Annotated in this window: 20 protein-coding genes; 2 read left to right on the top strand and 18 right to left on the bottom strand. The window is 35.8% G+C overall.

What is annotated here, in order from left to right; all coding sequences use genetic code 11:
- Positions 1 to 350 precede the first annotated feature (350 nt).
- From ACSV5T_RS00885 to ACSV5T_RS00825, 13 genes are all read right to left on the bottom strand, one after another.
- On the bottom strand, positions 351 to 8,015 hold the full coding sequence (locus ACSV5T_RS00885) for an ESPR-type extended signal peptide-containing protein (protein WP_438320017.1): 7,665 nt from the start codon (positions 8,013 to 8,015) through the stop codon (positions 351 to 353).
- Between the two features lie 379 nt (positions 8,016 to 8,394).
- Positions 8,395 to 8,715 carry a thioredoxin gene (trxA, locus tag ACSV5T_RS00880; protein WP_438320016.1) on the bottom strand — a complete coding sequence of 107 codons (321 nt, stop codon included), beginning with the start codon at positions 8,713 to 8,715 and terminating at the stop codon, positions 8,395 to 8,397.
- A 9-nt stretch (positions 8,716 to 8,724) separates the two neighbouring features.
- Complete coding sequence (locus ACSV5T_RS00875) at positions 8,725 to 9,099, bottom strand: CoA-binding protein (protein ID WP_005386225.1); 375 nt, start codon at positions 9,097 to 9,099, stop codon at positions 8,725 to 8,727.
- A gap of 128 nt (positions 9,100 to 9,227) precedes the next feature.
- Positions 9,228 to 10,193 (bottom strand): tRNA glutamyl-Q(34) synthetase GluQRS, encoded by a 966-nt coding sequence (gene gluQRS, locus ACSV5T_RS00870; protein WP_438320014.1) that lies wholly within the window; start codon positions 10,191 to 10,193, stop codon positions 9,228 to 9,230.
- A 110-nt stretch (positions 10,194 to 10,303) separates the two neighbouring features.
- On the bottom strand, positions 10,304 to 13,213 hold the full coding sequence (locus tag ACSV5T_RS00865; RefSeq protein WP_438320013.1) for an insulinase family protein: 2,910 nt from the start codon (positions 13,211 to 13,213) through the stop codon (positions 10,304 to 10,306).
- Positions 13,214 to 13,352: 139 nt separating this feature from the next.
- Positions 13,353 to 13,670 carry a hypothetical protein gene (locus tag ACSV5T_RS00860; RefSeq protein ID WP_005386222.1) on the bottom strand — a complete coding sequence of 106 codons (318 nt, stop codon included), beginning with the start codon at positions 13,668 to 13,670 and terminating at the stop codon, positions 13,353 to 13,355.
- Positions 13,671 to 13,677: 7 nt separating this feature from the next.
- Positions 13,678 to 14,907: an aspartate kinase gene (locus ACSV5T_RS00855; protein WP_227720151.1), complete on the bottom strand. Its 1,230-nt coding sequence runs from the start codon at positions 14,905 to 14,907 to the stop codon at positions 13,678 to 13,680.
- Positions 14,908 to 15,128: 221 nt separating this feature from the next.
- Positions 15,129 to 15,518 (bottom strand): class II SORL domain-containing protein, encoded by a 390-nt coding sequence (locus tag ACSV5T_RS00850; protein ID WP_438320011.1) that lies wholly within the window; start codon positions 15,516 to 15,518, stop codon positions 15,129 to 15,131.
- A 148-nt stretch (positions 15,519 to 15,666) separates the two neighbouring features.
- Positions 15,667 to 16,209, bottom strand: a complete 543-nt coding sequence (gene cobO, locus ACSV5T_RS00845; RefSeq protein WP_438320010.1) for a cob(I)yrinic acid a,c-diamide adenosyltransferase — start codon at positions 16,207 to 16,209, stop codon at positions 15,667 to 15,669.
- Between the two features lie 2 nt (positions 16,210 to 16,211).
- On the bottom strand, positions 16,212 to 17,591 hold the full coding sequence (locus ACSV5T_RS00840; RefSeq protein WP_438320009.1) for a cobyrinate a,c-diamide synthase: 1,380 nt from the start codon (positions 17,589 to 17,591) through the stop codon (positions 16,212 to 16,214).
- Positions 17,592 to 17,620: 29 nt separating this feature from the next.
- A complete protein-coding gene (gene cobI / locus ACSV5T_RS00835; protein ID WP_105085826.1) occupies positions 17,621 to 18,328 on the bottom strand; it encodes a precorrin-2 C(20)-methyltransferase in 708 nt (235 codons plus the stop codon).
- Positions 18,329 to 18,414: 86 nt separating this feature from the next.
- Positions 18,415 to 19,269, bottom strand: a complete 855-nt coding sequence (locus ACSV5T_RS00830; protein WP_438320006.1) for a sirohydrochlorin cobaltochelatase — start codon at positions 19,267 to 19,269, stop codon at positions 18,415 to 18,417.
- Positions 19,270 to 19,476: 207 nt separating this feature from the next.
- Positions 19,477 to 20,358 carry a sirohydrochlorin cobaltochelatase gene (locus tag ACSV5T_RS00825; RefSeq protein WP_438320005.1) on the bottom strand — a complete coding sequence of 294 codons (882 nt, stop codon included), beginning with the start codon at positions 20,356 to 20,358 and terminating at the stop codon, positions 19,477 to 19,479.
- A 434-nt stretch (positions 20,359 to 20,792) separates the two neighbouring features.
- Between ACSV5T_RS00825 and ACSV5T_RS00820 the strand changes: the two genes are divergently transcribed.
- Both ACSV5T_RS00820 and ACSV5T_RS00815 read left to right on the top strand, forming a co-directional pair.
- Complete coding sequence (locus tag ACSV5T_RS00820) at positions 20,793 to 21,782, top strand: sirohydrochlorin cobaltochelatase (RefSeq protein WP_295805181.1); 990 nt, start codon at positions 20,793 to 20,795, stop codon at positions 21,780 to 21,782.
- Positions 21,783 to 21,833: 51 nt separating this feature from the next.
- A complete protein-coding gene (locus tag ACSV5T_RS00815; protein ID WP_298632221.1) occupies positions 21,834 to 22,775 on the top strand; it encodes an ABC transporter substrate-binding protein in 942 nt (313 codons plus the stop codon).
- A gap of 67 nt (positions 22,776 to 22,842) precedes the next feature.
- Here ACSV5T_RS00815 and ACSV5T_RS00810 read toward each other — a convergent pair whose 3' ends face one another.
- The 5 genes from ACSV5T_RS00810 to cobJ form a co-directional block, all read right to left on the bottom strand.
- Positions 22,843 to 23,625: an ABC transporter ATP-binding protein gene (locus tag ACSV5T_RS00810; RefSeq protein ID WP_295822918.1), complete on the bottom strand. Its 783-nt coding sequence runs from the start codon at positions 23,623 to 23,625 to the stop codon at positions 22,843 to 22,845.
- On the bottom strand, positions 23,625 to 24,620 hold the full coding sequence (locus ACSV5T_RS00805) for a FecCD family ABC transporter permease (protein WP_438320003.1): 996 nt from the start codon (positions 24,618 to 24,620) through the stop codon (positions 23,625 to 23,627). Before ACSV5T_RS00805 ends, ACSV5T_RS00810 begins: the two co-directional genes overlap by 1 nt.
- A 139-nt stretch (positions 24,621 to 24,759) precedes the next feature.
- Complete coding sequence (locus ACSV5T_RS00800; RefSeq protein WP_024045186.1) at positions 24,760 to 25,425, bottom strand: precorrin-8X methylmutase; 666 nt, start codon at positions 25,423 to 25,425, stop codon at positions 24,760 to 24,762.
- Positions 25,412 to 26,200 (bottom strand): precorrin-6A reductase, encoded by a 789-nt coding sequence (cobK, locus tag ACSV5T_RS00795; protein WP_438320002.1) that lies wholly within the window; start codon positions 26,198 to 26,200, stop codon positions 25,412 to 25,414. Before cobK ends, ACSV5T_RS00800 begins: the two co-directional genes overlap by 14 nt.
- Positions 26,197 to 26,886 carry a precorrin-3B C(17)-methyltransferase gene (gene cobJ / locus ACSV5T_RS00790; protein ID WP_004696265.1) on the bottom strand — a complete coding sequence of 230 codons (690 nt, stop codon included), beginning with the start codon at positions 26,884 to 26,886 and terminating at the stop codon, positions 26,197 to 26,199. The genes cobK and cobJ overlap by 4 nt, the downstream gene beginning before the upstream one ends.
- Positions 26,887 to 26,907: the final 21 nt, after the last annotated feature.

Below are 26,907 nucleotides of genomic sequence, written 5' to 3'. Positions count from 1 at the left end.
CACTATATGGTAAATTCTACCACAATTCCCCACCAATCACAATAAAAAATCCATTTTTATCCCACTTTTTTATATTTTTCTTATTCAACCTCTATTTTTCTCCTCTTTTCTACAATACATATGTTCGACTATAAAATAAAAACTAACTCTTAAAACCCACTATCTACCACAACAGCATAAAATAACATCTTAATAGAAGATAGTTAGATCAGTTCCTTAACGGGTAACATCCTTACTACGTTTCATAATGGGCAGAATCCCCACAAAAAAGAAAACCGCGTAACATTTCTGTTACGCGGTTTCTATACCTGCGATAGATCAAAGAATTAATCTATCAATTGGGAGGCTAATTATTTAGTTGTTTTTACAGCTGCTTTTGAAGCTTGTTGTGGTTGTTGTGCAAGCACTTTATCAAGAAGATCACGGATTTCTTTATTTTGAGCTTGTAAATCAGCCACTTTATCTTCAAGAACTTTTACAGTTGCTGGGGATGCTTTAGGAGCTGTAGGAGCATTACCGATACCGATTGTTACACCAGCATTTGCCATTACGCTATGGTCACCACCATAAGCTGCACCAGCATGGATTAACAAATCAGGATTTGCATAATGAGCTACACCCAATGCAGTAGATGTTTTACCTTTGTAAGTACCAACTGCTGCCATGATTTGAGCTTTTTGACCTTCGTGGTATTCGATAGGTTTCAATGCTGCCAATGCTGCTGCATTAGCACCCACTACTTTAACATCGCGTTCTACACTGCTAATGCGGCGAGAGTTTTCTGCGATTTGAGCATCGTGTTGAACAAGAGTTGCATGATCTTGTAATGCAATGTTAGAAGCTTTCAAGCTGTAATTTGCAGCTTCTGCTAATGTACTGATATCTTGAGTATTTTTATTTACTTGTAAGCCCAATACATTAACTTTTTCATTATTTTCTAATGCAATAGCACCAATGTTTTTAGTTAATGTAACGTTTTCATCAACTTTAGTGTTTACATCAGCAATGTCTTGTGTATTTTTGTTTACTTGTAAACCTAGTACACTAACTTTTTCATGATTTTCTAGTGCTAGAGTACCAACAGCTTTTGTTAATTGTGCATTTTCATTAACTTGGTTGGCTACTGCAGTTACACGATTATCTACCTTAGTGATATTGGTAACATTAGTATCTACTTTAGCATTTAGAGTGTTGATGTTTGTAGTATTTGTATTAACTTGGCTAGATACTTTGCTAATATTGCTTGTATTTGCATTAACTTGGTTAGTTACGTTTGTAATATTAGTTGTATTTTGGTTAACAACATTATTGATATTAGCAATATTAGTTGTATTAGTATTAACTTGTTTAGATACGTCGTTAATAACTTTGCTATGTTCATCAACTTTGTTGATTACTTTTTGTACAGTTACATTAGTATTTTGAATTGCTTCAGCATTTTGTTTGATCGCTGCTTTGTTAATATTGATGTTTTCAGTATTATGTTTGATTGCTTCAGTATTAACAGAAACTTGGCTTTGAACATTTTTAATGCGTTCTTCGTTAGCATTTGCTTTTTGAGTATTAGCATTAACTTGTTCTTTCACTTTGTTTACATCAGCGCTTACATTTTGTAAGTTCTTAATTGCTTCAGTATTTTTGCCAACTTGATCTTTCAAGCCAGATACATCAGTTTTGATATTGTTGATTACAGTATTTTGGTTATTAACTTTTACGTCAATATCATTAACTTTAGTATCAATATTAGTTACTTTATTGTTAATATTAGTAACTTTGTTATCAATATTTGTAACTTTGTTATCAATATTTGTAACTTTAGCATCAATATTCTTCACATCGTTTTTAACGTTAGTAATATTGTTGTTCACAATATTGATTTTTTGATCAACTTTAGCATTGATGTTTGTGATATCAGCTTTTACTACTGTTACATCAGCTTTAATATTGTTTACATTCTTTTCAACGTTAACAACATTAGCTTTAATGTTATTAATATTGGAAGTATTATTTTGAATGTTTACAGTATTAGCTTGGATGTTGCTATTTTGAGCGTTAATGTTTTGAGTAATATTTTCTACTTTTTGAGCTACATTAACAATTGTAGTATTGCCTTTACCAACTTGACCTTTCAAGGATTCGATAGCTTGAGAGTTAGCATCAACTTTACCAGTTAAGTTGTTAATAGCAGTTGTATTAGATTCAATACGACCAGTATTAGCATTTACTTTAGCAGTTACATCAGTTATGTTAGCTGTGTTACCAGCAACTTGTTTACTAATGTTTGCAATAGCTGTTGCATTGTTAGAAATGGTAGTTGTGTTATTTTTAACTTGTTTGCTTACATTAGCAATAGCTGCTGTGTTATTAGCAATGTTAGTAGTATTGTTAGTTACATCTGTGCGGATAGCTTTGATATCTGCAGTGTTAACATCTACTTTATTGCTGATATTTGTCACATTAGCTTTAATGTCAGTAATAGCTTTGCTATTATCAACAATTGCTTTTGCGTTAGCATCAACCTTAACATTTACTTCATTAACTTTGCTGTTAATTGTGTTGTTAATTACTGTATTGTTTTCAGCAATCTTAGCATCAATATTTTGATCAACTTTATTAATGATTGTTGTGTTGTTTTCGCTAATAGCATTTGCAATATTTTTGTTAATAACAGTGTTGTTATTAGTAATAGCAGTGTTGATATCTTTTCTAATTACTGTGTTGTTAGCTTCAATCTTAGCATTGATTGTGTTTTCAACATTAGTAACTGTTGTACCAACTTGGCCTTTTAATGCTTTAATAGCATCTTCATTAGCGCTAATACGTGTAGAGTTATCTACAATGTTACCTTGTAAGTAATCTAAGCGTTGATCATGACGATCTACACGTGCAGTAAGACCAGCTATATCACCTTTAACGCCATCAATCTTAACATTTACATCACCAATCTTAGTATTGATTGTGTTGTTGATTTGCTTATTGTTTTCATTGATTTTCACATCAATGTTTTTATCAACTTTGTTAATGATTGTTGTGTTATTTTCATTGATTGCATTAGCAATGTTTTGGTTAATTACAGTGTTATTAGCAGTAATCTTAGTATCAATATTTTGATCTACTTTATTAAGGATTGTAGTATTATTAGCTTCAATCTTGTTATTAATAGTAGATTCGATATTAGTGATAGTAGTACCAACTTTACCGTTCAATTCAGCAATAGCTTTTGCATTCTTGTCGATAGCAGCTTTGTTATTGCCAATCAAAGTACGGTTTTCGATAGCAATTGTACCAGCTACATTGATATCTTTTTCGTTTTGGTCTACACGTTTTGTAAGACCATTTAAGTCACCTTTAACACCGTCAACTTTAACATTTACCTTGTTAATTGTATTGTTAATTTCCTTGTTGTTTTCAGTAATTGCATTTGTGATATTTTGATTAATTACAGTATTGTTAGCTTCAATCTTAGCATCGATATTTTTATTAATAACTACATTGTTTTCAGTGATTTTGTTATTAATAGTAGTTTCGATATTCTTAACTGTATTACCAACTTGACCTTTTAATTCATCGATAGCTTTTTTATTGTCGCCAATGAATTTACGGTTTTCAATTGCAATTGTACCAGCTACGTTGATGTCTTTTTCGTTTTGTTCTACACGTTTAGTAAGACCATTCAAGTCACCTTTAACACCATCAACTTTTACATTTACATTGTTAATAGCTGTAGTGTTATTAGCAATGTTTGTAGTATTGTTTGCGATGTTTGTAGTATTTTCAGTAATACGTTTGCTATTGTCAGCAATTGCCACTACATTAGCTTGAATGTTTGTAGCATTGTTAGCGATGTTAGTGGTATTATTTTCTACTTTACCATTGATATTAGTAATTTGGTTTTTAATATCATTGATCACTGTAGAAGATTTACCTACTTGACCTTTTAATTCATCAATTGCTTTTGCATTAACATTGATTTTTGTAGTGTTATTTGCAATAGCAGCTTTGTTATCGCCAATGAATTTACGGTTTTCCATTGCAATTGTACCAGCTACGTTGATGTCTTTTTCGTTTTGTTCTACACGTTTAGTAAGACCAGCTACATCACCTTTAACACCATCAACTTTAACGTTTACATTGTTGATCGCAGTTGTATTGTTAGCAATGTTAGTTGTGTTAGCATCTACTTTCACATTAGTTGCATCAATACGTTTGCTATTATCTACAGTAGCCTTAGCATTAGCATCAACTTTAACATTTACGTTATTGATTGCTGTTGTATTGTTAGTAATGTTAGTAGTGTTAGCATCTACTTTCACATTAGTTGCATCGATACGTTTGCTATTGTCTACGATAGCATTAGTATTAGCATCAACTTTAACGTTTACGTTGTTAATTGCTGTAGTATTTTTAGCAATATTAGTTGTGTTATTCGCAATATTTGTAGTGTTGTTTTCTACTTTACCGTTGATATTAGTAATTTGTTTCTTAATATCGTTGATAACTGTAGAAGATTGACCTACTTGACCTTTTAACTCATCAATAGCTTTAGCATTGATGTTGATATTTTTAGTGTTGTTTGCAATTGCAACTTTATTATCGCCAATGAATTGACGGTTTTCCATTGCAATTGTACCAACTACATTAATATCTTTTGCATTAGCTTTTACACCATCTTCTACTGCGGAGATACGTGCGGAGTGATCAACAATGTTACCTTGTAAGTAGTCTAAACGTTCATCATGACGATCTACACGACCTTTAAGGCCCTCTAAATCACCTTTAAGGCCATTTAAGTCACCTTTAACACCATCAATCTTAACATTTACATCACCAATCTTAGTATTGATTGTGTTGTTGATTTGTTTGTTGTTTTCATTGATTTTTACATCAATATTTTTATCAACTTTGTTAATGATTGTTGTGTTGTTGCTGTTAATTTTATTATCAATGTTTTGGTTGATAACAGTGTTGTTAGCTTCAATCTTAGTATCGATATTTTTATTAATAGTTACATTATTTTCTGTAATCTTGTTATTAATTGTAGTTTCGATATTTTTAATTGTAGTGCCAACTTGACCTTTTAATTCATCAATTGCTTTAGTGTTTTTATCAATAGCAGCTTTGTTGTTGCCGATGAATTGACGATTTTCCAAAGCAATATTGCCAACTACATTGATGTCTTTTGCATTAGCTTTAACACCATCTTCTACTACAGAAATACGTGTAGAGTTATCTACAATATTACCGTGTAAGTAGTCTAAACGTTGATCATGACGATCTACACGACCTTTAAGTCCATCCAAATCACCTTTAACGCCATCAATCTTAACATTTACATCACCAATTTTTTTGTTGATTGTATTGTTAATTTGTGTGTTATTTTCGTTGATTTTCACATCAATGTTTTTATCAACTTTGTTAATGATTGTAGTGTTATTAGCATTGATCTTAGCATCAATATTGTTATCTACTTTATTGATAATAGTAGTGTTGTTAGTTTCAATCTTATTATCGATAGTTTTATTAATTACTGTATTGTTTTCGTTGATTTTATTAGTAATTGTATTTTCGATATTAGTGATTTGATTGCCAACATGACCTTTTAATTCATCAATAGCTTTTTTATTGTCGCCGATGAATTTGCGGTTTTCAATAGCAATTGTACCAGCTACGTTGATGTCTTTTGTATTTTTGTCAACTTTAGCTTCAAGATCTTTTAAGTTACCTTTAACACCATCAATTTTTTGATCAATTTTGATGTTATTGGAGTTAATCTTAACATCGATATTATTATCTACTTTGTTAAGAATTGTAGTGTTGTTAGCTTCAATCTTAGTATCGATATTTTTGTTAATTACTGTGTTATTTGCGTTGATTTTATTAGTAATTGTATTTTCGATATTTGTGATTTGTGTGCCAACATGACCTTTTAATTCATCGATAGCTTTTTGGTTAGCTTTAACACCATCTTCTACTACAGAAATACGTGTAGAGTTATCTATGATATTGTCATGCAAGAATTCTAAACTTTGATCATGACGATCTACACGGTCTTTAAGACCATTTAAATCACCTTTAACACCGTCAACTTTTACATCAACTTTGTTAATAGCTACTGTATTAGCTTCAACTTTAGTATTGATATTAGCGATATTGTTTTTAATATCTTTAATATCTCCTTGAACATTACCGATATTTTGACCAACTTTACCTTTCAAGTCAGCAATATCTTTAGTATTGATATTAACTTGATTTTGAGTATTAGCTACGTCAGTTTTAATAGTTTTATTGTCTTGTTCAAGCGCCTGGATGCGACCTTCATGATTAACTAAAACTTTACCTTGATTATCAACTTTAGTGTTTAATTCAGTAATTGCAGTCGCATTTTTGTTAATATTTGTAGTGTTATTAGTAATGTTAGTAGTATTAGCATCAACTTTTGCACTTACATTATTTACAGTATTATTAATATTTGTAATATCAGTTTTAACGGCATTGATCTTAGTATCAACATCATTATTTACTTTATTAATAATAGTTGTGTTGTTAGCTTCAATTTTAGAATTAATTGTTTTGTTAACTTCACTGATAATGTTAGTTTTGCTATCGTTGATTTTAACATCTACATTGTGATTAACTTCGTTGATAATCTTAGTGTTATTTTCATTAATCTTATTATCAATTGTAGTGTTAATATTATTGATTGTTGTGCCAACTTTACCTTTCAATTCATCAATGGCTTTTTTGTTATCGTTGATAGCTTTTTTGTTATCACCGATAAATCTACGGTTTTCCATGATGAAAGTATTATTAGCATCAATATTTTGTGTGTTTTTTTCAACTTTAGCAGTTAAATCAGCAATAGATTTACTATTATTGTTAACATTAACAGTTAAATTATCAATTGCTTTTTTATTGTTGTTAACTTTAATATCAACGTTGTTGATATTTTGATTGAGTTCATTTTTAACATTAGAAATGTTAGTGTTCAACTCATTTTTCGTATTATTGATATTTGTTTTAATATCATTAATCTTAACATCTACATCTTTATTAACATTATTAATAATAGTAGTGTTGTTATTTTCAATCTTCTCATCAACTTTGTTCAAAATTGTAGTGTTATTATTTTGAACTGCAGTATTAATATTTTGATTTACTTGATTAATAATATTGGTATTATTAGCTTCAATATGTTTTTTTACACTAGCATCAATGTTAGTATTTACATTATTAACAACATTATTTGTAATGTTAGTAATTTTATTATCGATTTTTACATCAATATCGTTGTTAATTTTAGTAAATTTAGCGTCAATATTATTGTTAATATTTGTGATATCTTGTTGAATGTTAGTGATTTGAGTGCCGACTTTGCCTTTTAATCCTTCAATATCTTTGCTATTTTTATCAACTTTAGCGTTGATATTTGTAATATTAGCATTGATTTTATTAATGTCAGTTTTTACACTCTCAACCTTATTATTAACAGTATTAATATTAGTAGTATTGATATCTACCTTTTTATTTACAACGTTAATGTTATGTGTATTTTTCTTAACATTTTCAACATCAGTAGTTACAACTGTATAGTAGTTATTAATTACGGTATTACCAGTGGAACCGCCTTTTTTAGGGATTTGTTGTTGCTGCTGTTGTTGTGGCACTTGTTGTTGCCATTGTTGTTGCTGTGGCTCTTGTTGTTGCCATTGTTGTTGTTGCTGCTGTTGTTGTTGCTGTTGCTGTTGGTCTAATTGTTGTGGATCAACTTGATGTTGATCTTGCATATGACCCCAAGCATTTTGATCTGGTGTTAACCATCTTTGGCTACCAATAAGATCAGCTCTAGCCCAATCCTCAGGGCTGGATGCATTAGCAACACCTCCAGAAAAGCTAGCCGCCAAAATAACTGCAGCTACAATTGTAGTTGCAGATTTTTGATGTGACTTAGCCAACTCAGACGTTACAACGTAAGCGTGCTTAGTTGCACTCCATACAACTTTGAATACCTTATTCATATTAAGTTCCCTCCCAACATTTGTGGCTCTCACCCCACAATGAAGAAATAAATCAAATATTGCACTCTTTTTCACTAAATATTCACAATATTTAACATAATACTACCATATATTATTTTAAACTTCCATAAAAAAATTAATAAGTTAAACTTATGTTTCATTTCTTACTCATTTAAAAACTTATCTTAATCCGCTTAAATACTGAGTTATTAATAATATTGAATTATGTAAAATGAAATTTTATATTTTAAAATAATTTTATATTTATACGATACTTTTTATTTGCTTCTATAGAAAATATGAAAAAAACCTCATCAATGTATTCAACATACATTGATGAGGTCTTTTTTACTCTATCTATATAGATTTATTCCGATTATTAGAATTTAGATTCAATAGCACCTTGAAGATCGCCTTTTGGCAAGAAGCCAATTTTACGGTCTACTACTTCGCCATCTTTTAAGATAACAAATGTAGGTAATACTTCAACTTGTAAATTACGTGCTAATTCTGGTTCTTCATCAGCATTTACTTTTACAAAGTTAGCTTTACCTTCAAGCTCACCTGCAATTTCTTCGATGATTGGCATCATACGTACGCAATAACCGCACCATGGAGCCCAGAAATCAATAACAGTAACGCCACCTTGATTTACTAAATTTTGATATTCAGCAGTTTTTAATTCTTTTAATTCGCTCATTATACCCTCCTACGGTAATTGAACTAATACACAATCTTGAATGACATGCAAGTTTAAAGCATGTGCTTTTTCAACAACAGATGGTTTATCCGCTCCTGGTTGTAACCACACAGTTGAAATGCCAAGTTCTTTGCATTCATCAAGTGCAGCTAAACCCGCTGATTCTGGTACAACAAAATCCACAACAGCTGGTACAACAGGAAGTGCAGAAAGACTAGAGTAACATTTGTCTCCATCTACTTCTGCAACATTAGGATTAACTGGATATACTTCATATCCGTGATCTTTAAGACATTTATAAATCTTATAGCCGAACTTTTCGGTTTTATCAGTGGCTCCAATAACGGCCCACACCTTTTGATCTAAAGCTTGTTGAATTGTCATTTCAACCACCTCTTATATACTATTATAAATAAATATCGAATTTTGTCAATGTAATGTATCGAATTTTATAGTTAAAGAATTATACGCTTTTAGCAAACATTTCAGAACTAAAATCAATGTATCTATTATCATTCAATGACAATTGTTTTTTGCCTCAAACTAGGAACCGATAGGTCTAAATGAATTAAATCAGAAAGGCTTATTTGTGGATGACTATACATAGCACCATCTATAAGCCCGCCTGCAACAGCTAACTCTCCTAAAATTCTAGATGCTGACCATTGCTGTTCTCGTAATTCACGGATTGTAATACTCTTTTGGCGTTTAGAAAGTCTATGGCCATCTGTATCTACCAAAAGTGGGGCATGACCATACTTAGGAACCACTATATTCTTATGGGGATAGCATTGTTGTAATGTATTATACAAATATAATTGCTGTCCCGTTGTATCGAGTAAATCATCGCCTCGAATCACTTCAGTTATTCCCATAGCTATATCATCTAATACGACTGCCAAATTATATGCGTACATACCATCACCACGACGTAATACATAATCATCTAGTTCACCTTCCAAATGAATATGCTGCTTACCTTGCCATCGATCATCAAACTCAAGATCACAAGAATCTATAGCAAGGCGCAAGGATGGTTCTTTGCTATTACATAACTCTTGTATTTCAAAATCACGTAAATGTCGACATTTTCCATCATAACGATGCACCACTTCGCCTACATGAGGTGCAGAAGCTATAGATTGTAGTCGCGCTCTATTACAAAAGCAAGGGTAAATTAGTTTTTCTAATGCGAGATATTCTAATATGTCTGCATAATATGTTTGTCTTTCACTTTGCCAATAGGATACTTCTGGTCCACCTACACGAGGACCTTCATCCCATTCAAAGCCAAGCCATTCCAAATCATCTAGTAAAGCTTCCCCTAGTTCTCGTTTTGACCGTTGTAGGTCTATATCCTCCATACGTACAACATACGTTCCTTTTTGTTGGCGTGTGGAGATATATGATAAAAGTGCTATCCACACGTTACCTAGATGAATATATCCTGTTGGACTAGGCGCAAATCTACCTTTCATTAGAACTCTCCTATAGCAGAAAACAAGTGGCATATCCATTATGAATATGCCACTTATACATCCGAAGATATGTCAAACTAAAGTTATATCATTTATTGATATAAACTTATTTATCCTAAAGACACAATGTTATCAAACACATTACCAGCATCTTTAATCTTTTGTTCGTTACCCATTGTACAAATATGATTATCATTCAATACAGGTTCTACCACATCTGCTAATGCAACAATATCTTCTGGCTTACATGCGATTACTTGTTTACGGAACTCTACTTTGTCCTCTAATTTAGCACCGCTGAAGTACATCCCCATTGCACGAGGTCCACGCAATGCAGGTGTCATTGGCAAGTCTAAAGAACTCATAGTACCGATAATATACTTACGCATTTCACGATCAGTCAATGTGAAGTCACGAAGGTATTGAGGCAACTCTTTATATACATTCAAAGTTTCTAACAAGTTAGGATCACGATAACTGCAGAAAATCATATTGCCATCATCATAGAAATTAGCAAATGCTCCGTAAGCGCCACCTTGTACACGAATACGAATCCAAAGGTATTCATAACGTAAAATCGTTTCTAGAACACTCATTGGACCAACATGTTTGAAACCATGATCGATAAAATTACCACCTTGTGCTACGTATTGAACCTTACCAGCAGTAACAATACCATCATTGCCAGATAGACGAGTGATTTGTAATACATCATTACTTAATTCTGTAGTATCCCAAGTTTCAACAAAAGGTTTCATTAGGTTTTCAAAGGCTTCTAATTCACCTTCTTCACCAACAAACATAATATCTACATTGTTAGCGCGGAAAATTTTACGAGCTACTTCAGCTAATTTTTCTGGTAATAATGGCAATGCTGCAGGATTAGATGCTAGTTCACTAATTTTTTGATAATATCCTAAATTACCATTATCTCTAAACTTGCCAACTGCAGAAACTTGAGCCATAACGCGTTGACTTACGATGGAATTACCACGGCGGAATGCTTCATTATCCCAAATGGCTTTACTTTCTTGAACAAGTTCAGTCAAACGTTGATCATCGCTATAATCTGCTTTTTGAACTACTTCATTAATCAAGCGACATAAATCAGGTAATTTAGAATGTAATGCTTTCGCACGTACAATCATAAGAGGCGTAAATTCATCACGCTTACCATCTTTGCTGATGGCCGTAATATCCGAACTCAATCCCCCTAAATTCATATTAATATCTTTAGCCAGTGCTTCATAACCGCGTTCAGATGTATCAATACGACCAAGAATATCACTTAAAATATCAGCGTAGAATAGTTCCTCCTCAGTGAGGCAGTTCAATTTAAAATACAATCCTACATAATTGATACCTTTTGTAAAAGTAGGTACAAAATGAACTGTAGTATTGCCAATTTTACTTTCACGGCGTTCTACAGCTTCAATATTAGGATTTAAATCAGACAACTCGAGCAAAGGAATAGACGCTAGAGCTTCATCACTATCTGGTGTTTCTTGACGAATTTTTAGGCGTTTAGTTTGTTCTACAATTGCTTCGATTTCTTCAGAGGTCATATTAGCTTTTACATTAGCTAAATGCTCTTTAACCTCTGCATCTTTACGCTCTTGAAGACCACGTTCAGGATAAATAGAAACAAGAACTTTATGGTTGTTATTCAAGATAGAATGACGAATTAAATCTTCGAAGTATGTACCTGCTAAGCCCTTTCGAATATTAGTTAATGCCTCTTCATAGTGTAATAATTCCAATGGATCATTATCATATAACCAATTATCCATCATACGAATAATATAGGCTAAACCGATAGGACGACCCCCAAAATCACTTTCACGAAGAGCAAATTCAATGCTATTTAAAGAAGCTTCTAATAACTCTTTATCTAAGCCTTTATCACATAACTCTTGTAATGTGGATTCTACAATACGTTGCAAGTCAGCTTGTTTATCTAAGTTTGAACCTGTAGCTTGTACTGTCCACATAGGTTGACGAATGCTATCTAAATAGTAGCCACTAATGTCAGACCCGATACCAGCTTTTACCAACGCCTGTTTAAGAGGTGCTGCAGGAGATGTTAATAAAGCATGTGTTAACACTTCAAAGGCTAAGCTATGTTCAGGTGTTACATCAGGCAATACATACGCAAAGGAATGCAATGTACGATTATCTGTTGGCTCCTCAGAACCTACGCTATATGGATAGCTCACTACTTTACCTTCTGTAAATGGAGCTTGTAGAGCTACCTCCGTATGAACGTCAATAGCATCAAAATGACTTAAGTACTCATCATTCAAGAATGCTAATTGTTCTTCAATATTCATATCACCATACAAGAAGATATAACTATTGGATGGATGATAATGAACACGGTAGAACTCTTGGAATTCTTCATATGTTAAGTCTGTAATATAATCAGGATCCCCACCAGAATCAACACCATAAGTTGTATCTGGGAAAAGCTCACGCATCATTTGGCGTTCTAATACAGAGTCAGGAGATGAGTAAACACCCTTCATCTCATTGAATACAACACCTTTGTAGGTAAGTTCATCGTCTGCATTTTCGAGCTCATAATGCCAACCCTCTTGCATTACGATTTCTGCATCTTCACGAACACGTGGGTAGAATACAGCATCAAGATATACGTCCATCAAATTATGGAAGTCTTTATCGTTCTTACTCGCTACAGGATACATCGTTTTATCCGGATATGTCATAGCGTTTAGGAACGTGTTTAAAGAACCTTTTACAAGTTCAACAAAGGGCTCTTTCAATGGGAATTTTCGAGAACCACATAGAACGGAGTGCTCCATAATATGTGCCACACCGGTACTATTGTGAGGTGTTGTTCTAAATGCAATATTGAATACTTTATTAGAATCTGGTGAATCAATATAAATTAAACGAGCACCAGATTTTTCGTGCTTCATTTCATAAGCGGTACCATTGATCTCATCAATGCGCTCAATGCGGTCAAGGCGAAAGCCAGAATAAACCTTATTTATTTCCATGCTGTCCCTTCTTTCTATATAAATATAACTAATTTCATGCTAACAATTTATTATAACATATCGACGACCCTATATATAGATGTTAAGAATAATTATCGAAATACAAAACCCCACAGGCATACAGCCCATGGGGTTCATTTTATTTATTATGTTGCATTTGCCACTTTTGATTGCGGCGCAAGGTTAATAAGCCTTCTAGCACTGCTTGGAATTGTACAAAGCTCAATGTATAAGGTGGGTACATATCAGGTACCACCTTATAAGAAATAGTAACTTCGGCCTTATCATAATCATAGAAAATACCGTGTAAATTACTTACAGTAGTATAACCGGTTTGAGCTTGCTCCAATGTTGGAATAGGCTGATTTTTAAGATTTCCTAGTAGATCGCTAATGAAACCTTCCTTACGACCTTGGTCATTAAGCATTTCATCCATAAAACTACGTAGACTATCCATAGATTGATTAACCTCTTTGGTCTAACAATAAGCCGTTGTGAATTACACGAACAGCATCTTTAACGCGATTTTCAGCAACGAGACAGGAAATACTAATTTCAGAAGTAGAAATGATTTCAATATTGATGCCTTCTTGGCTCAAGATATCAAACATTTGAGCAGCTACGCCTGGTTGACCTAACATACCTGCACCAATGATAGAAACCTTTGCCATTTTTTCGTCGATGTTTACAGCTTCGATATCAACAGTTTTTTGTAATTCTGCTAATACTTCACGAGCTAGTACAACATCATCCATAGCTACTGTGAAGATAAGGTCAGTTTTAGGTTCACCTACGGCACGGATAGATTGAACAATCATATCAACGTCCACATTTTTTGCAGCCAATGCTTTAAATACAGTTGCTGCCACACCTGGTTTATTTTCAACGCCTACAAGGGCTACTTTTGCTGTATTAGTATCGTCAGCTACGCCAGTAATTACGTGTTTATTTGCTTCCACAGTATAATCCTCCCGAATAATAGTACCTGTTTTGTCACTAAATGTTGAACGTACGTGAATAGGTACACCATAACGGAAACCCATTTCTACGGCGCGAGGTTGCATTACACCTGCACCAAGACGTGCCATCTCAAGCATTTCGCCATATGTTACTTCTTCTAATTTGAAAGCCTCTTTTGCAACGCGAGGGTCTGTAGAGTAAACACCTTCAACATCTGTGAAGATTTCACACACATCAGCTTTCATAGCACCTGCCAATGCAACAGCAGTTGTATCGGAGCCACCACGACCTAAAGTAACCATGTCACCATATTCAGTAATACCTTGGAAACCTGCCACAACTACGATATTACCTTCATCCAAAGCTTCAAACACGCGATTTGGATCAACGCCCAAAATACGGCCTTTATTAAATGTATCACTACTTGTAATACCTGCTTGGTCACCTGTTAAGGACATCGCTTTATGACCACGTTCGTTGAAAGCCATCGCCATTAATGCAATTGTTACTTGCTCACCTGTAGATAATAAGCGGTCCATTTCACGGCCATAAGGCTTAGATGTTACCTCTTTAGCTAATGCTACTAAGTCATCTGTTGTATCGCCCATAGCAGATACAACAATAACGATTTTATCGTCTTCTTTCTTCTCACGAAGGACGCGATCAACAATATTAAATATTTTTTCTGGTGTAGCTACGGAACTGCCACCAAACTTTTTAACGATTAAGGCCACAATAATCCCTCATTTAACTTATTCTACTAAAAATCAATATGCATATACTTTACCATAAACAAATAGCACTGTAAAGGGATATAAGGCATTTTATCCACTATATAAAAACAAAATTCTTTTGAGTGCGGACATAATTTTAGTGTGATTATTTCAGTTATCCTTACAATTTACATACAAAAAGACCAGCCCTAAGGCTGGTCTTTATTAGTTGATTAAGTTAATTAAGCAACTGTGATTTCTTTTTCGGATTCCCACAAACCGTGGATGTTGCAGTAGGATACAGCAATCAATTTACCAGATTTGTTCAAGGAAACTGCCAAAGAACCTTCAGAGATTGCGTGTACAGGGCCATCGTTTGCAGTTGCGCCGTCACCATGTACGTTGAAGGAAATTTCACCAACTTCGAATGGCAATTGAGTACCTTCAGCTACGAAGTACAATTTGATCCATTCAATGTGATGTTCTACAGTGTTAGGATGTGCGATGTCTTTACCAACGGACAATGTTACGTGGAAAGTTTCACCTGCTTTTACAGTGTCAACAGTTTCAATAACAGGAACGTGTTTTTCAGTAGCGAAATCGCCGGATTTAATGTAATCATGTACAGCCATAGTTAACCTCCTGGTTAGTCTTATATACATACTTAATGTCAAGAATATTTAGCACCTTGTGCTTATGACTATATTATACATTTTCGATATAGTTTTAGCAAGAACTTTTTCGAAAATTTTAGATTTAATTATTCCTATAACGTATAAGTTAAAACTCTATGCCTTTAGCAGCCTTAATACCCTTTTCATAAGCATGCTTTACTACCTTCATTTCTGTTACCGTATCCGCCACATCAATGATTTCAGGTTTAGCATAACGGCCCGTTAAAATAACGTGTAAGCGCTCGGGTTTATACTTCAGCATATTTACTACAGAATTTACATCAATAAGCTCATAATTAATGGCATTATTGATTTCATCCATAATGATGAGGTCCCATCGATCTGAATTTACTTCTTCCACTAATGTGTGCCAAGCCTCTTGAGCTGCCTCTTTGTGACGTGCCAATTCAGCCTCGCCTACTTCATCTCGTTTATAGTAAATAAATCCCTTACCCATGGAACGAATTTCTACTTGGTCCCCTAATTTAGCAAGACCTACTAGTTCGCCATAGCCATTACCACTTTTGATAAATTGTAAGATTAAAACCTTAAGGCCTTGGCCAACAGCGCGTAATGCAACACCTAATGCTGCTGTTGTTTTACCTTTACCATTGCCGGTATTAACTAAAATTAAGCCTCGTTCACTCATAATTAGCTCCTTTTAGCTTTATACTTAGCACATATATCAATAAAATGTTGCGCTCCTTCATCAGAACCAGCAAAGTTCAAATGTAAATACGATGCTAATACATTGTCTGTGGCAAAGCCTCCATCATAGGATTGAGGTTTACGGCCCCCTTCTAAGTGGAATGCCCAAGGGAAATTCTCTACAGTTGGCTCCATAGTAGAGAAATGGAACTCATGACCACGAAGAGATGTATCAGCAGCTCCTAACAAGGTATCTCGCTTAGCTGTAGCCGTAACATACCCTACTTTTTGTAGCTTTTGTTGCATAATGCAATTAGCCGGTACAATACCTACCGTATCATATACGGTACCCTCAAAATCGTGGATACTTTCACATAAATACATAAGGCCACCACATTCAGCATAAATAGGCATACCTTTTTCATTGGCTTGTCGAATAGACTCCTTCATCGACTCGTTACTGGAGAGTTGGAACAAGAACATTTCAGGGAATCCACCGCCAAATACTAGGCCGTCCACATCAGGAACTTCAAAGTCATTAAGCGGGCTAAAGTATACGATTTCAGCACCTTTTTCCTCTAAGGCGGCTAAACTTGCTGGATAGTAGAAAGAGAACGCCTCATCATAAGCTACACCGATTTTTACACGCTTTTCAACAGACTTAGGATCAACTGCATCTGGTAACTCAATACTTGGTGCACTAGATGCAATCTCTAATAATTGATCGAGCTTAACCATTTTTTCAACAGCTTCACGAATCGTATTTATAGCCTCTGTTGGATCAATTTCGGTAACCGGTGTGAGGCCTAAATGACGTTCCGGAGAGTGCATACGGTCATCGCGATAAATAGCACCAATAACCGGAACGCCAATCTTGGCCATGCCTTCACGAACCATGCGCTCATGATTAGCAGAGCCTAAGCGGTTAAGAATGACACCACCAAAGTTTACCTCTGAGTCATAATCACGAAATCCTTTAGCAATGGCTGCTGCGCTTTCACCCATCGCCTTACAATCGATAACAAGCACAACGGGAGCATTCAATTGCTTAGCAATTTGGGCAGTGGAACTAACGCCTTCTCGTCCACCATCATACAAGCCCATAACACCTTCGATAATAGCAAGGTCTACACCATTTGCCATAGTAGCAAAGAAGGGATTTAATTTGTGAGGTGGCACGAGCCACGTATCTAAATTATAGCTGTCACGGCCGGATGCAATTTTATGAAAGCCCGGATCAATATAATCCGGGCCCACTTTAAAGGATTGCACCGTACGTCCACCATTTGCATAAGCAGCCAATAAGCCCGCTACGATTGTTGTTTTACCTACACCAGAGTTTGTGCCTGCAATGACAACACGTGGAATCTGTACTGTGTTCATAGATATTACCTCGTAATACGACGTGTTTGTTAACGGTCCTTACGTTTTGCAAGGATTGTAGATAAGTAGTTGAGTTTAGTATCTTTTGGCATATTGTCTAAACCAACATATACTTGCTCATCAGGCAAACCTACACGGCTAATCATAACCGCATCATCTGCCATGTTATGTTTAAGCAATGTTTCTTGTACTTCATCAAAGTTTTTATATACTTTCATGATTACCGCATCATCAGCTACAGCCAATACAGCATCGATTTTTTCTTTTGGTGCTGTCGCAGGAACGATAGCTAGTACTTCTTCTTTCTCTACGATTGGATAGCCAAGGTGAGAACCAATAGCACAGAATGCAGTAACGCCAGGAATTGTTTCGATTTCATGGCCTGTATTTTCGATCAAGCGATATACATACATGTATGTACTGTAGAACATAGGATCGCCCAATGTTAAGAATACAACGCTTTTACCTTGATCTAAGTAGGACAAGATAATGCGTTTTGCTTCTTGCCAGCCTTCCTCTTGTGTTGCATCGTCCAATACCATTGGGAATACTACAGGAACGATTTCTGTATGTTCTTGAATGTATGGGGACGCAATATTAAGTGCTACAGAACCATCTTTCTTTTCTGTTTTTGGTGTGATGATAATATCCGCTTCACCTACGATGCGAGCAGCTTTCACAGTCATCAATTCAGAATCACCAGGGCCTACGCCAATGCCATATAATTTACCTTTCATGGGGTTCTCCTATTCTTATAGTTACAATCTATTTATAAATTTCATATCTTTTATTATAACTAATTTATACAAGATATACAAAGATACTATTTAATATTTGGAATTGCAGGGCGATGTGGACTACGTTTACCATACAAATCATCGATACAATCCTGCACATGTTGACGGAAGATATCGTGAATCGATTCATATTCACCAAGGGCACTATGAATTGGTTTAACTTCATAACCTGCTTCGGCAAGTTCATTGACAACGCTATCTTCTTCATCACCAAAGAGATCATTTTGTGCATGATCCCCAAGTACCAATAATAATGGATGCACATAAATTGTGTTTGGCCGTTTGCCATCAAGCCATTCCCAAGGCATAGCTACATCTGCCACATATGGTGCATTTTCTAGTACTGCAACACGCACATTCGTAAGACCATCACGAATTAATTTAAACTGTAAATTACCATATGAAGAATTGCCAGAACCAAGGCCACCATGACCGACCAATAATAAACCATCATCTTTGGAAATATTGAGTGGCTTAATAAAACGATCAATCAAGATTTGATAATCATCAGGATGCTCTTCTTGGCCCATGTAGTATACGAGAGGTCTACCTACGCGCAACACTTCCAGTTGGCCCTCCCCTTCATGAGCGAGAATATTATTTTTCAACTTATCAAACTCTTCACCACCTGTAAAATGTAGGGGTTGCACATAAATATGTGTATAGCCTTCTTGAATAAGTTTTTCTAATGCACCTTGCTCAGTAGGAATCTCAACCCCTCGTTCACGCAACCGCTTAACGATGATACGAGAGGAAAATGCTAATTCTACCGTATACTCTGGATAGGATTTACGGATATACTCCACAGCGGAGTCAATATTATGTTCACGAGCACTGTCAACAGTGGACCCAAAGGCAACAACTAAAATAGCTTGTTTCATGGAAGTCTCCTTATCTATTTAATAATGTATCTTAATCATACCATAGACGACACGTTAGGGGCATACCATGGGACGTATAAAATAGATATTATAAATATCTTTCATAGTAAAAGTAAAAATCCTCCCCATTGGATTTCCAACAAGGAGGACTTTTACTTATGTAAAGGAGTGTGATGAGATGTATGTCTAATTATGTGAGAGATTAAATTAAGAAATCATACCTTGCACTTCCATGCGAGAGTTCGTCATAACAGGTTTTACAGATTCACGGGGCATGGGACGCTTCCTGTCGGACATGCGAATCGCTTGACCTAAATGTTTCAAGAATAAATCTTGTACATAAGGATTTTCACCAAGGCCTTCATTCCAAATATCTACATTGTATCCTTCTTCAGCAAGCAATGCATAAATGGAATCAGAGCGGTCACCGCCAAGGTAGTCCATCAAATGTGTAGAACCAATGAGAGCTAATGGTACTACTAGTAAATCTTTATGGCCCATACGGTCTAATAATGTAAGCGCTTGTTTAAATGTAGGGAAACCGTTTGTAGTAAATACTACTACATTTGGCGCTGCACCATACATAGCTTTCAATTGCAATGTACTAAACTCTAATTGGTTTTGACCATTTGCCATGAGTACTACAGATTTATTAAGTGCCTTTGTATTAACATGACGCACAATGCTTTCTAATGTAGCTTCATAATCATCGGCATAATTCTTTACCCCTAATGATGTAAGCAATGGTTTACCAATATTCACTTGTATGAAACCATATTCATTGCTATGTAAAAACTTTAATGCTTGTTTACGCATTTGTTGGTAACACTGATCTGCTACCAATGTTACAGGTTGAATGTATACCTCATCGATGCCCATGCGAGCAAAATCCTGCATAGCCTCTGTGAAAGAAGAAATCTTATCATCATACTTCTCATTCCACTTCTCTACTAATGCATCAGATAAAAATACACGACGTACCTCCATATCGCTATACATGGAACGTACTTTTTTCTCTATACTGCCGATGGATTTCTCCACAGCATCTTGATAAATTGATCCAAAGGATGCAATAATTATGCCTTTCATATGTGACCTCCATATCGCTCATACATGATACAATTTTCATAACTGAAAATTGTTATCAACTACTATGTAATAATAGTACAAGATTCACGAATATAAGTCAATGAGAAATAATATCAAAATTTTCATTTAATAAGGAATACAACTACTCATGTATTCACATATTCATATCCTTATAACCAAAAAGAATATAATTATAAAAGCTAATACTATACTATATTCATCACATAAATTGCTTAAAAACCCTTAATTTTCCTATACTTCTAGGGGTATGGGGTTTATTGACACCCCTATGTTCCTTTGTTACGATTGGCTTAAGGTTATATATATGCAATATATCTATAGTAATCTATAAACTATATCTTTTATATAAAATTATCCAGATTACATAGATCATTGCATAGACTTGTAGTTAAGTTATGGATAGGAGTATTAAAATGAAAAAACAATTAGCATTAGCATCCGCTATTCTAGGTCTTGCAGTATCCGTTGGTGCCCCTGTTGTATCTCATGCAGCATACCAATTAAATGATGAAGTAAAAGATCCTACTCCAGCATTGAAAGAAGCTGCTGCAATTGGTGTTCGTACACACAATACTGAAGCTTTACAAAACTTGCCAAACAAAGATGCTATCGTTGTTATGAGCTTTGGTACAACTTATAAAGATACTCGTGCGAAAACAATCGATGCAACTGTAGATGCTATTAAAGCAGCTCATCCAAACACAAAAGTAGTTACAGCTTTCACAAGCCATATCATTCGTGATCGTATCCAACAAAAAGAAGGTATTACTTACCCAACTCCTGAAGAAGCTTTGGCTGAACTCAAAAAAGACGGTTACACTCGCGTTGCATTAGCATCCCTTGATGTAATCCCTGGTATGGAATACAACTACGATGCAGCAGTATATAATTTGTACAAAGATAATTTCAAAAAAATGACACTTGGTACATCTCTTATGTACTGGATGGGTCAAGAAAACCAAACTGACCAAGTTATTGAAACATTAAAAGCTGTTCAATCTCAATTCCCTAAATTAGGCAAAGAAGACGCTCTTCTTATCATGGCTCATGGTACTCCAGATCCTTCCAATGCTTATTATTCTGTAATTCAAGACCGTATCCATACTCTTGGTATGAAAAATGTATTTATCTACACAGTAGAAGGTACTCCAAATCTTGAACAAGTTATCCCTCAATTGAAATTACATGGTATTAAACATGTTACATTGATGCCATTCATGATGGTTGCTGGCGACCATGCAAACAACGACATGGCTGGTGCCGAACCAGATTCCCATAAATCCATCCTTCAAAAAGAAGGCTTCAAAGTTGACACTTACATCCATGGCTTAGGTGAAAACCCTAACATCCGTAACTTATTCGTTGAACGTGCTAACGAATCTTGGGACGCATTACAAAAATAATCAATCTACAATTTAACTAGTATCGTTATATAACGTACATAGGAGTACATCATGAAAAAATTACTACTCTGTAGTCTAGCTTTGGTCATGGTTGTACTAGCAATAGCTGGGTGTGGTAAATCCACATCCAGCTCTTCTGCTACTACGAAGGAACTTACCTTTAATGGTGAAACCTACACTGTACCAAAGGATCCGCAACGCATCGCTGTTCTTTCAAACTCTGTATTGTCCATGCTATACGCAGTGGATGGCAAGGCTATCTCCCGTGCTAGCACAACAGATAAATTAGCTCCAGATTTAGAAGCATTACCTGCATTAGGTCAAACGGCTAATATCAACATGGAACAACTATTAGGCTTGAAGCCAGATGTGGTATTGGGTTTAGTAAATCAACATAAAAAATATGAATCCCAATTACAATCTAACAATATTCCAGCAGTGCTTTTTAATTACGATGGCATCAAGGATAATGTACCAATGCTAACATTCCTTGGTGAGTTAACAAACCATCAAGATAAGGCTAAATCCGTTATTGCAACCTATGAAAGCAACATTCAAAAGGTAAAAGATGCTATTAAAAACCAACAACCTGCACGTGTGGCTGTATTACGTGCTACCGGTAAAGGTGTGACAGCCGAAACCGACGAAGCGGTAACTGCATCTATGGTCAAAGAACTAGGTATGACAAATGTTGTTGCCTCCCACCTAGAGGGTACAACCAAGGATAAAACTGTCCCTTACTCTCTTGAAACATTGACGGCAGATAATCCTGATATTATCTTCGTTGTTACAATGGGTAAAGAAGAAGAAATTACAAAAGCTATGAAACAAGCTATGACAGATAATCCTGCATGGGCTAATTTAAAAGCTGTACAAAATAACCGCGTAATATATTTACCATCTAAACTATTCCTATTAAACCCAGGTCTACAAACACCAGAAGCTATGGCACGTTTAGTTAAAGAAGCCTATGGTATTAATGTTACATTCTAACATATTGCATCATGCGAAAGAGGGCATCCCCCAAATAGGGAATGCCCTCTTTTTTATTAATATCAAGCTACTCAACTAATCCTTTTACGCGCACATATCTTTTATTATCAAATGTATCAAGTTGTACATCTACAGAGAAAACATCTCTAAACAACTCATCCGATATTATTTTATTTGTTTCTCCTGACGTTACTAAATACCCTTCTTTTATAACAGCCATATGATGTGAATATTGAACCGCCTGTGTTAGTTCGTGAAGTACCATGAGAACGGTTAAATTTTGTTCCTTATTTAAGCGTTTCAATAACTCCATAATTTCTAATTGGTGATTAATATCTAAATACGTTGTTGGTTCGTCTAAGACTAATAATTTTGGTTGCTGTGCTAGTGCCATAGCAATCCAAACGCGTTGCCGTTCGCCACCAGATAGGGATGGGATTAATTGTTCTCTCAAATGATTCGTTTTCGTGATATGTAACGCATAGTCAACGATTTCACGATCTTCTTTAGCCGTGTTTTTCCACCAATTTTGGTATGGATACCGTCCACAATATACCAATTCTTCTACGGTCATATCCTTTGGCATATTAGGCACTTGTGGCAGAAACGCCATTTGACGTGCCAATTCATTTTGTGAATACGACTGTAATGGTTTACCTAAAATAGTCACACATTCACGAGGACTATGAATATATCCAATCATAGAACGTAAGAGTGTACTTTTACCACAACCATTAGGCCCTATTAAGGTCGTTATTTTACCAACAGGAACCGATACATTAATATCATGTAAAATATGACGCTCACCGAGAGTTACGGATAACTGTTTTACATCAATAGCCGTATTCATTAGTTATCCCTCCTCAATAAATATAAGAAGAATGGCGCCCCAAAGAATGCCATAATAATGCCAACCGGTACCTCGATTGGGCTCCACATAACACGCCCTACCGTATCGCTAACAACGAGGACAAGTGCACCTAATAATGCGGAGCCAGGAAGTAAATACGCATAATCATTACCGATGATTAAACGCAACATATGAGGGATTACGAGGCCTACAAAACCAATCAAGCCCGCAATACTAACGGCGCCTGCTGCCAATAGAGCCGCAACAGCAGTCATAACAAACCGCGTTTGCTCTACCTTAAGGCCTAATCCCTTTGCTGTTTCGTCACCTAAACTTAAAATGGTAAGTCGTTTAGCTCCTAAGCAAGCAAAAATAAGACCTACTATAGCGTATGGGAACAGAACCTCTACTTGAGGCCAACTGCGTGCAGCCAGTCCCCCAACCATCCAAAGTAAGGCTCCTTGCACACGATCTCCATAGAATACAAGTAGTGCAGAAATACCAGAGCCTAAAAAAGCAGCCACTGCAACACCAGCCAAGATGATACGGCTTGGGCGTACACCATTCTTCCAAGCAAGAGCATATACCATCATCGCCGCAGCCATAGCACCTAAAAAGGCTACCAACGGAACTATATGGTCATACCCAGGAAATAAAATAAATATGATAACACCAGCTAATCCAGCACCAGAGGATACCCCTACAATCTGTGGATCTGCTAGGGGATTTTTCATAACTGCTTGTAAAATCGCACCAGATACAGCTAGACAAGCCCCCACTAACGCAGCTACAATATTGCGAGGCAATCGAATATTCCAAATAATTTGTGAAGATGTATCAGTTAGCTCACTAGACCATAATGTATGCCAAATCTCAGCTAATGATACGGGTGTTGATCCCCAAATAAGAGATATAATCATGCTCGTAATAACGGCGATGATTAAGATACAAATCACTGATACGCGAAATAATTTTCGTTCATTACTTGATGCCATATGAACCCCCCTCTCAAAAATTAACTACATTATAAGAGATCTAATACATTATATTTGACTATGTTTAGCAATTATTGTGAAAAATATATACAGTAAAACCCGAATCGCAGAACTACAAAAATACGATTCGGGTTTTGTATTATTTAGACTCTTTGCCTTCTACGAAGAGCATGTCATTGCGTTTTACGTCTGTGTAAAGCAATGCATTACATACGGAAGCAGCAATTGGGCTACCACCTTTGTTACCTTTTACAGTGATGTAAGGAACTGGGGATACTTCCATCAAATAATCTTTGGATTCTGCAGCACCTACGAAGCCTACAGGGATACCAATGATAAGAGCTGGTTTAACGCCTTCTTCAAGAGCTAAACGCAATACTTCGTACAATGCAGTTGGCGCATTACCAATAGCAACGATTTGGCCTTCTAATTGTTTGCCAAATGTACGCATAGCTGCGATGGAACGTGTTACGCCTAATTCTTTAGCCATTTTAGCTACATTTTCATCTTTAATTAAGCAATGTACTTCGTTGCCGCGAATTTTAAGAGCTGGTTTAGAAATACCTGTGCGAACCATTTCCACATCTGTATAAATATCTGCACCATTATCTAATGCTTCGATACCTTTTTGAACAGCATCAGGGCTCATTTTTACGAGTTGAGCGTATTCAACGTCGCCAGACGCATGAACAGTACGAGATACTACGCGTACTTCATCATCTGTTAAACCCAAATCTTTTACATAATCGTAAATGATTTCCATACTTTTATCTTCAATGGCTTTAGGATTTTTAACGTAATCCATTAGTGTCCTCCCATAATTTGAAAAATTCATCATTAGATGACACCACGTGACTTTCAATTTTAACACGTGGACGATCGATAACAATAACATGGATTCCAAGATCCATAGCGGCTTGTAATTTTGTATCAGCACCACCCACAAGGCCAGAGTTTTTCATAACTACAACGCTAGCCTTTGTATCGTGGAACATGATGCGGTTCATATCGTAAGAGAATGGACCTTGTACAGCGACAATGCGTTTTGGACTTACATTGAGGTCTTCCATCATTTGTAACACCTCTGCAGTAGGTAAAATGCGGGTCCATACTTCGCAATCTTGCAAGGCTTCAGATTTAGCAAAGATGTGCATTGTTTTACTGCCTGTAGTCAAATACACATGGCTATTATTTTCCTTCGCTAATTTACCTGCTAGATTAGCTGCTTCTACTTCGTCCACTACGATATGCAATTTATCATAATCTGGCAATGGTACCTCTTTACGTTCGAAACGAACAAAAGGAATACCTTTAGCTTTTGCTGCCTCTTGAGCCGTAGCCGTAACGATAGCAGCATACGGATGGCTTGCATCGATTAATAGGCGCACATTGTGCTTCTTAATTAAGTCTTGCATAGCCTCTTGGTCAAGACGGCCCGTATGTACGCTAATACCTTTATGAGCAGCAAGCTCTGCACCATATTGACTTACAACCGTAACAAGCACATCTTCGCCAGTTCGTTTTTGGATTTCTACCGCTAAGGTACGACCATCCAAAGTGCCGGCAATGACCCAAATCATAATTTGTAGCCTCGAGGTGTAATCATGCGACCATTTTCAACATAGGTTTGGCTGTTACCGATGATAACAAGTGTTTGCATATCTACTTCTTCATTTGTGAAGTTTTCAAGATCAGAGATTACCATATGTTGACCTGGGCGACCTGCTTTTTGCACGATTCCAACAGGTGTTTTAGGGTCGCGGTATTTAAGAACGATTTCGCGAACTTCATCTAAATGTGTAACACGTTTTTTACTGCGTGGGTTGTACAAAGAGATAACCATATCACCTTGTGCACAAAGGTCTGCACGTTTTTTGATAAGATCCCATGGCGTCATCAAGTCGCTCAAGGAAATAACTGCAAAGTCATGCATCAATGGTGCACCTAATACGGATGCTGCAACGTTTACAGCACTAAGGCCAGGTACGATATCTACGGAAGGACGTTTTTCTGCTGGTACTTTATTAGCAAGCTCCAACACAAGACCTGCCATACCGTATACGCCAGAGTCACCAGAGGATACTACAACTACTTGATGACCTTCTACTGCTAAATCAACTGCTTGTTGACAACGATCTACTTCTTGCATCATTGCAGTACCTACAGTTTCTTTACCTTCGATGAGGTCTTTAATCAAGTCAAGGTATGTCAAATAACCTACCACGCGGTCAGCTGCTAAGATAGCTTCGCGCGCTTGAGGTGTCATAAACTCTTCATCGCCAGGGCC

The sequence above is a fragment of the Veillonella sp. ZSJB6 genome, from assembly GCF_051549505.1.
Lineage (GTDB): Bacteria > Bacillota > Negativicutes > Veillonellales > Veillonellaceae > Veillonella.
This window is presented reverse-complemented; position numbering and strand designations above follow the sequence as displayed.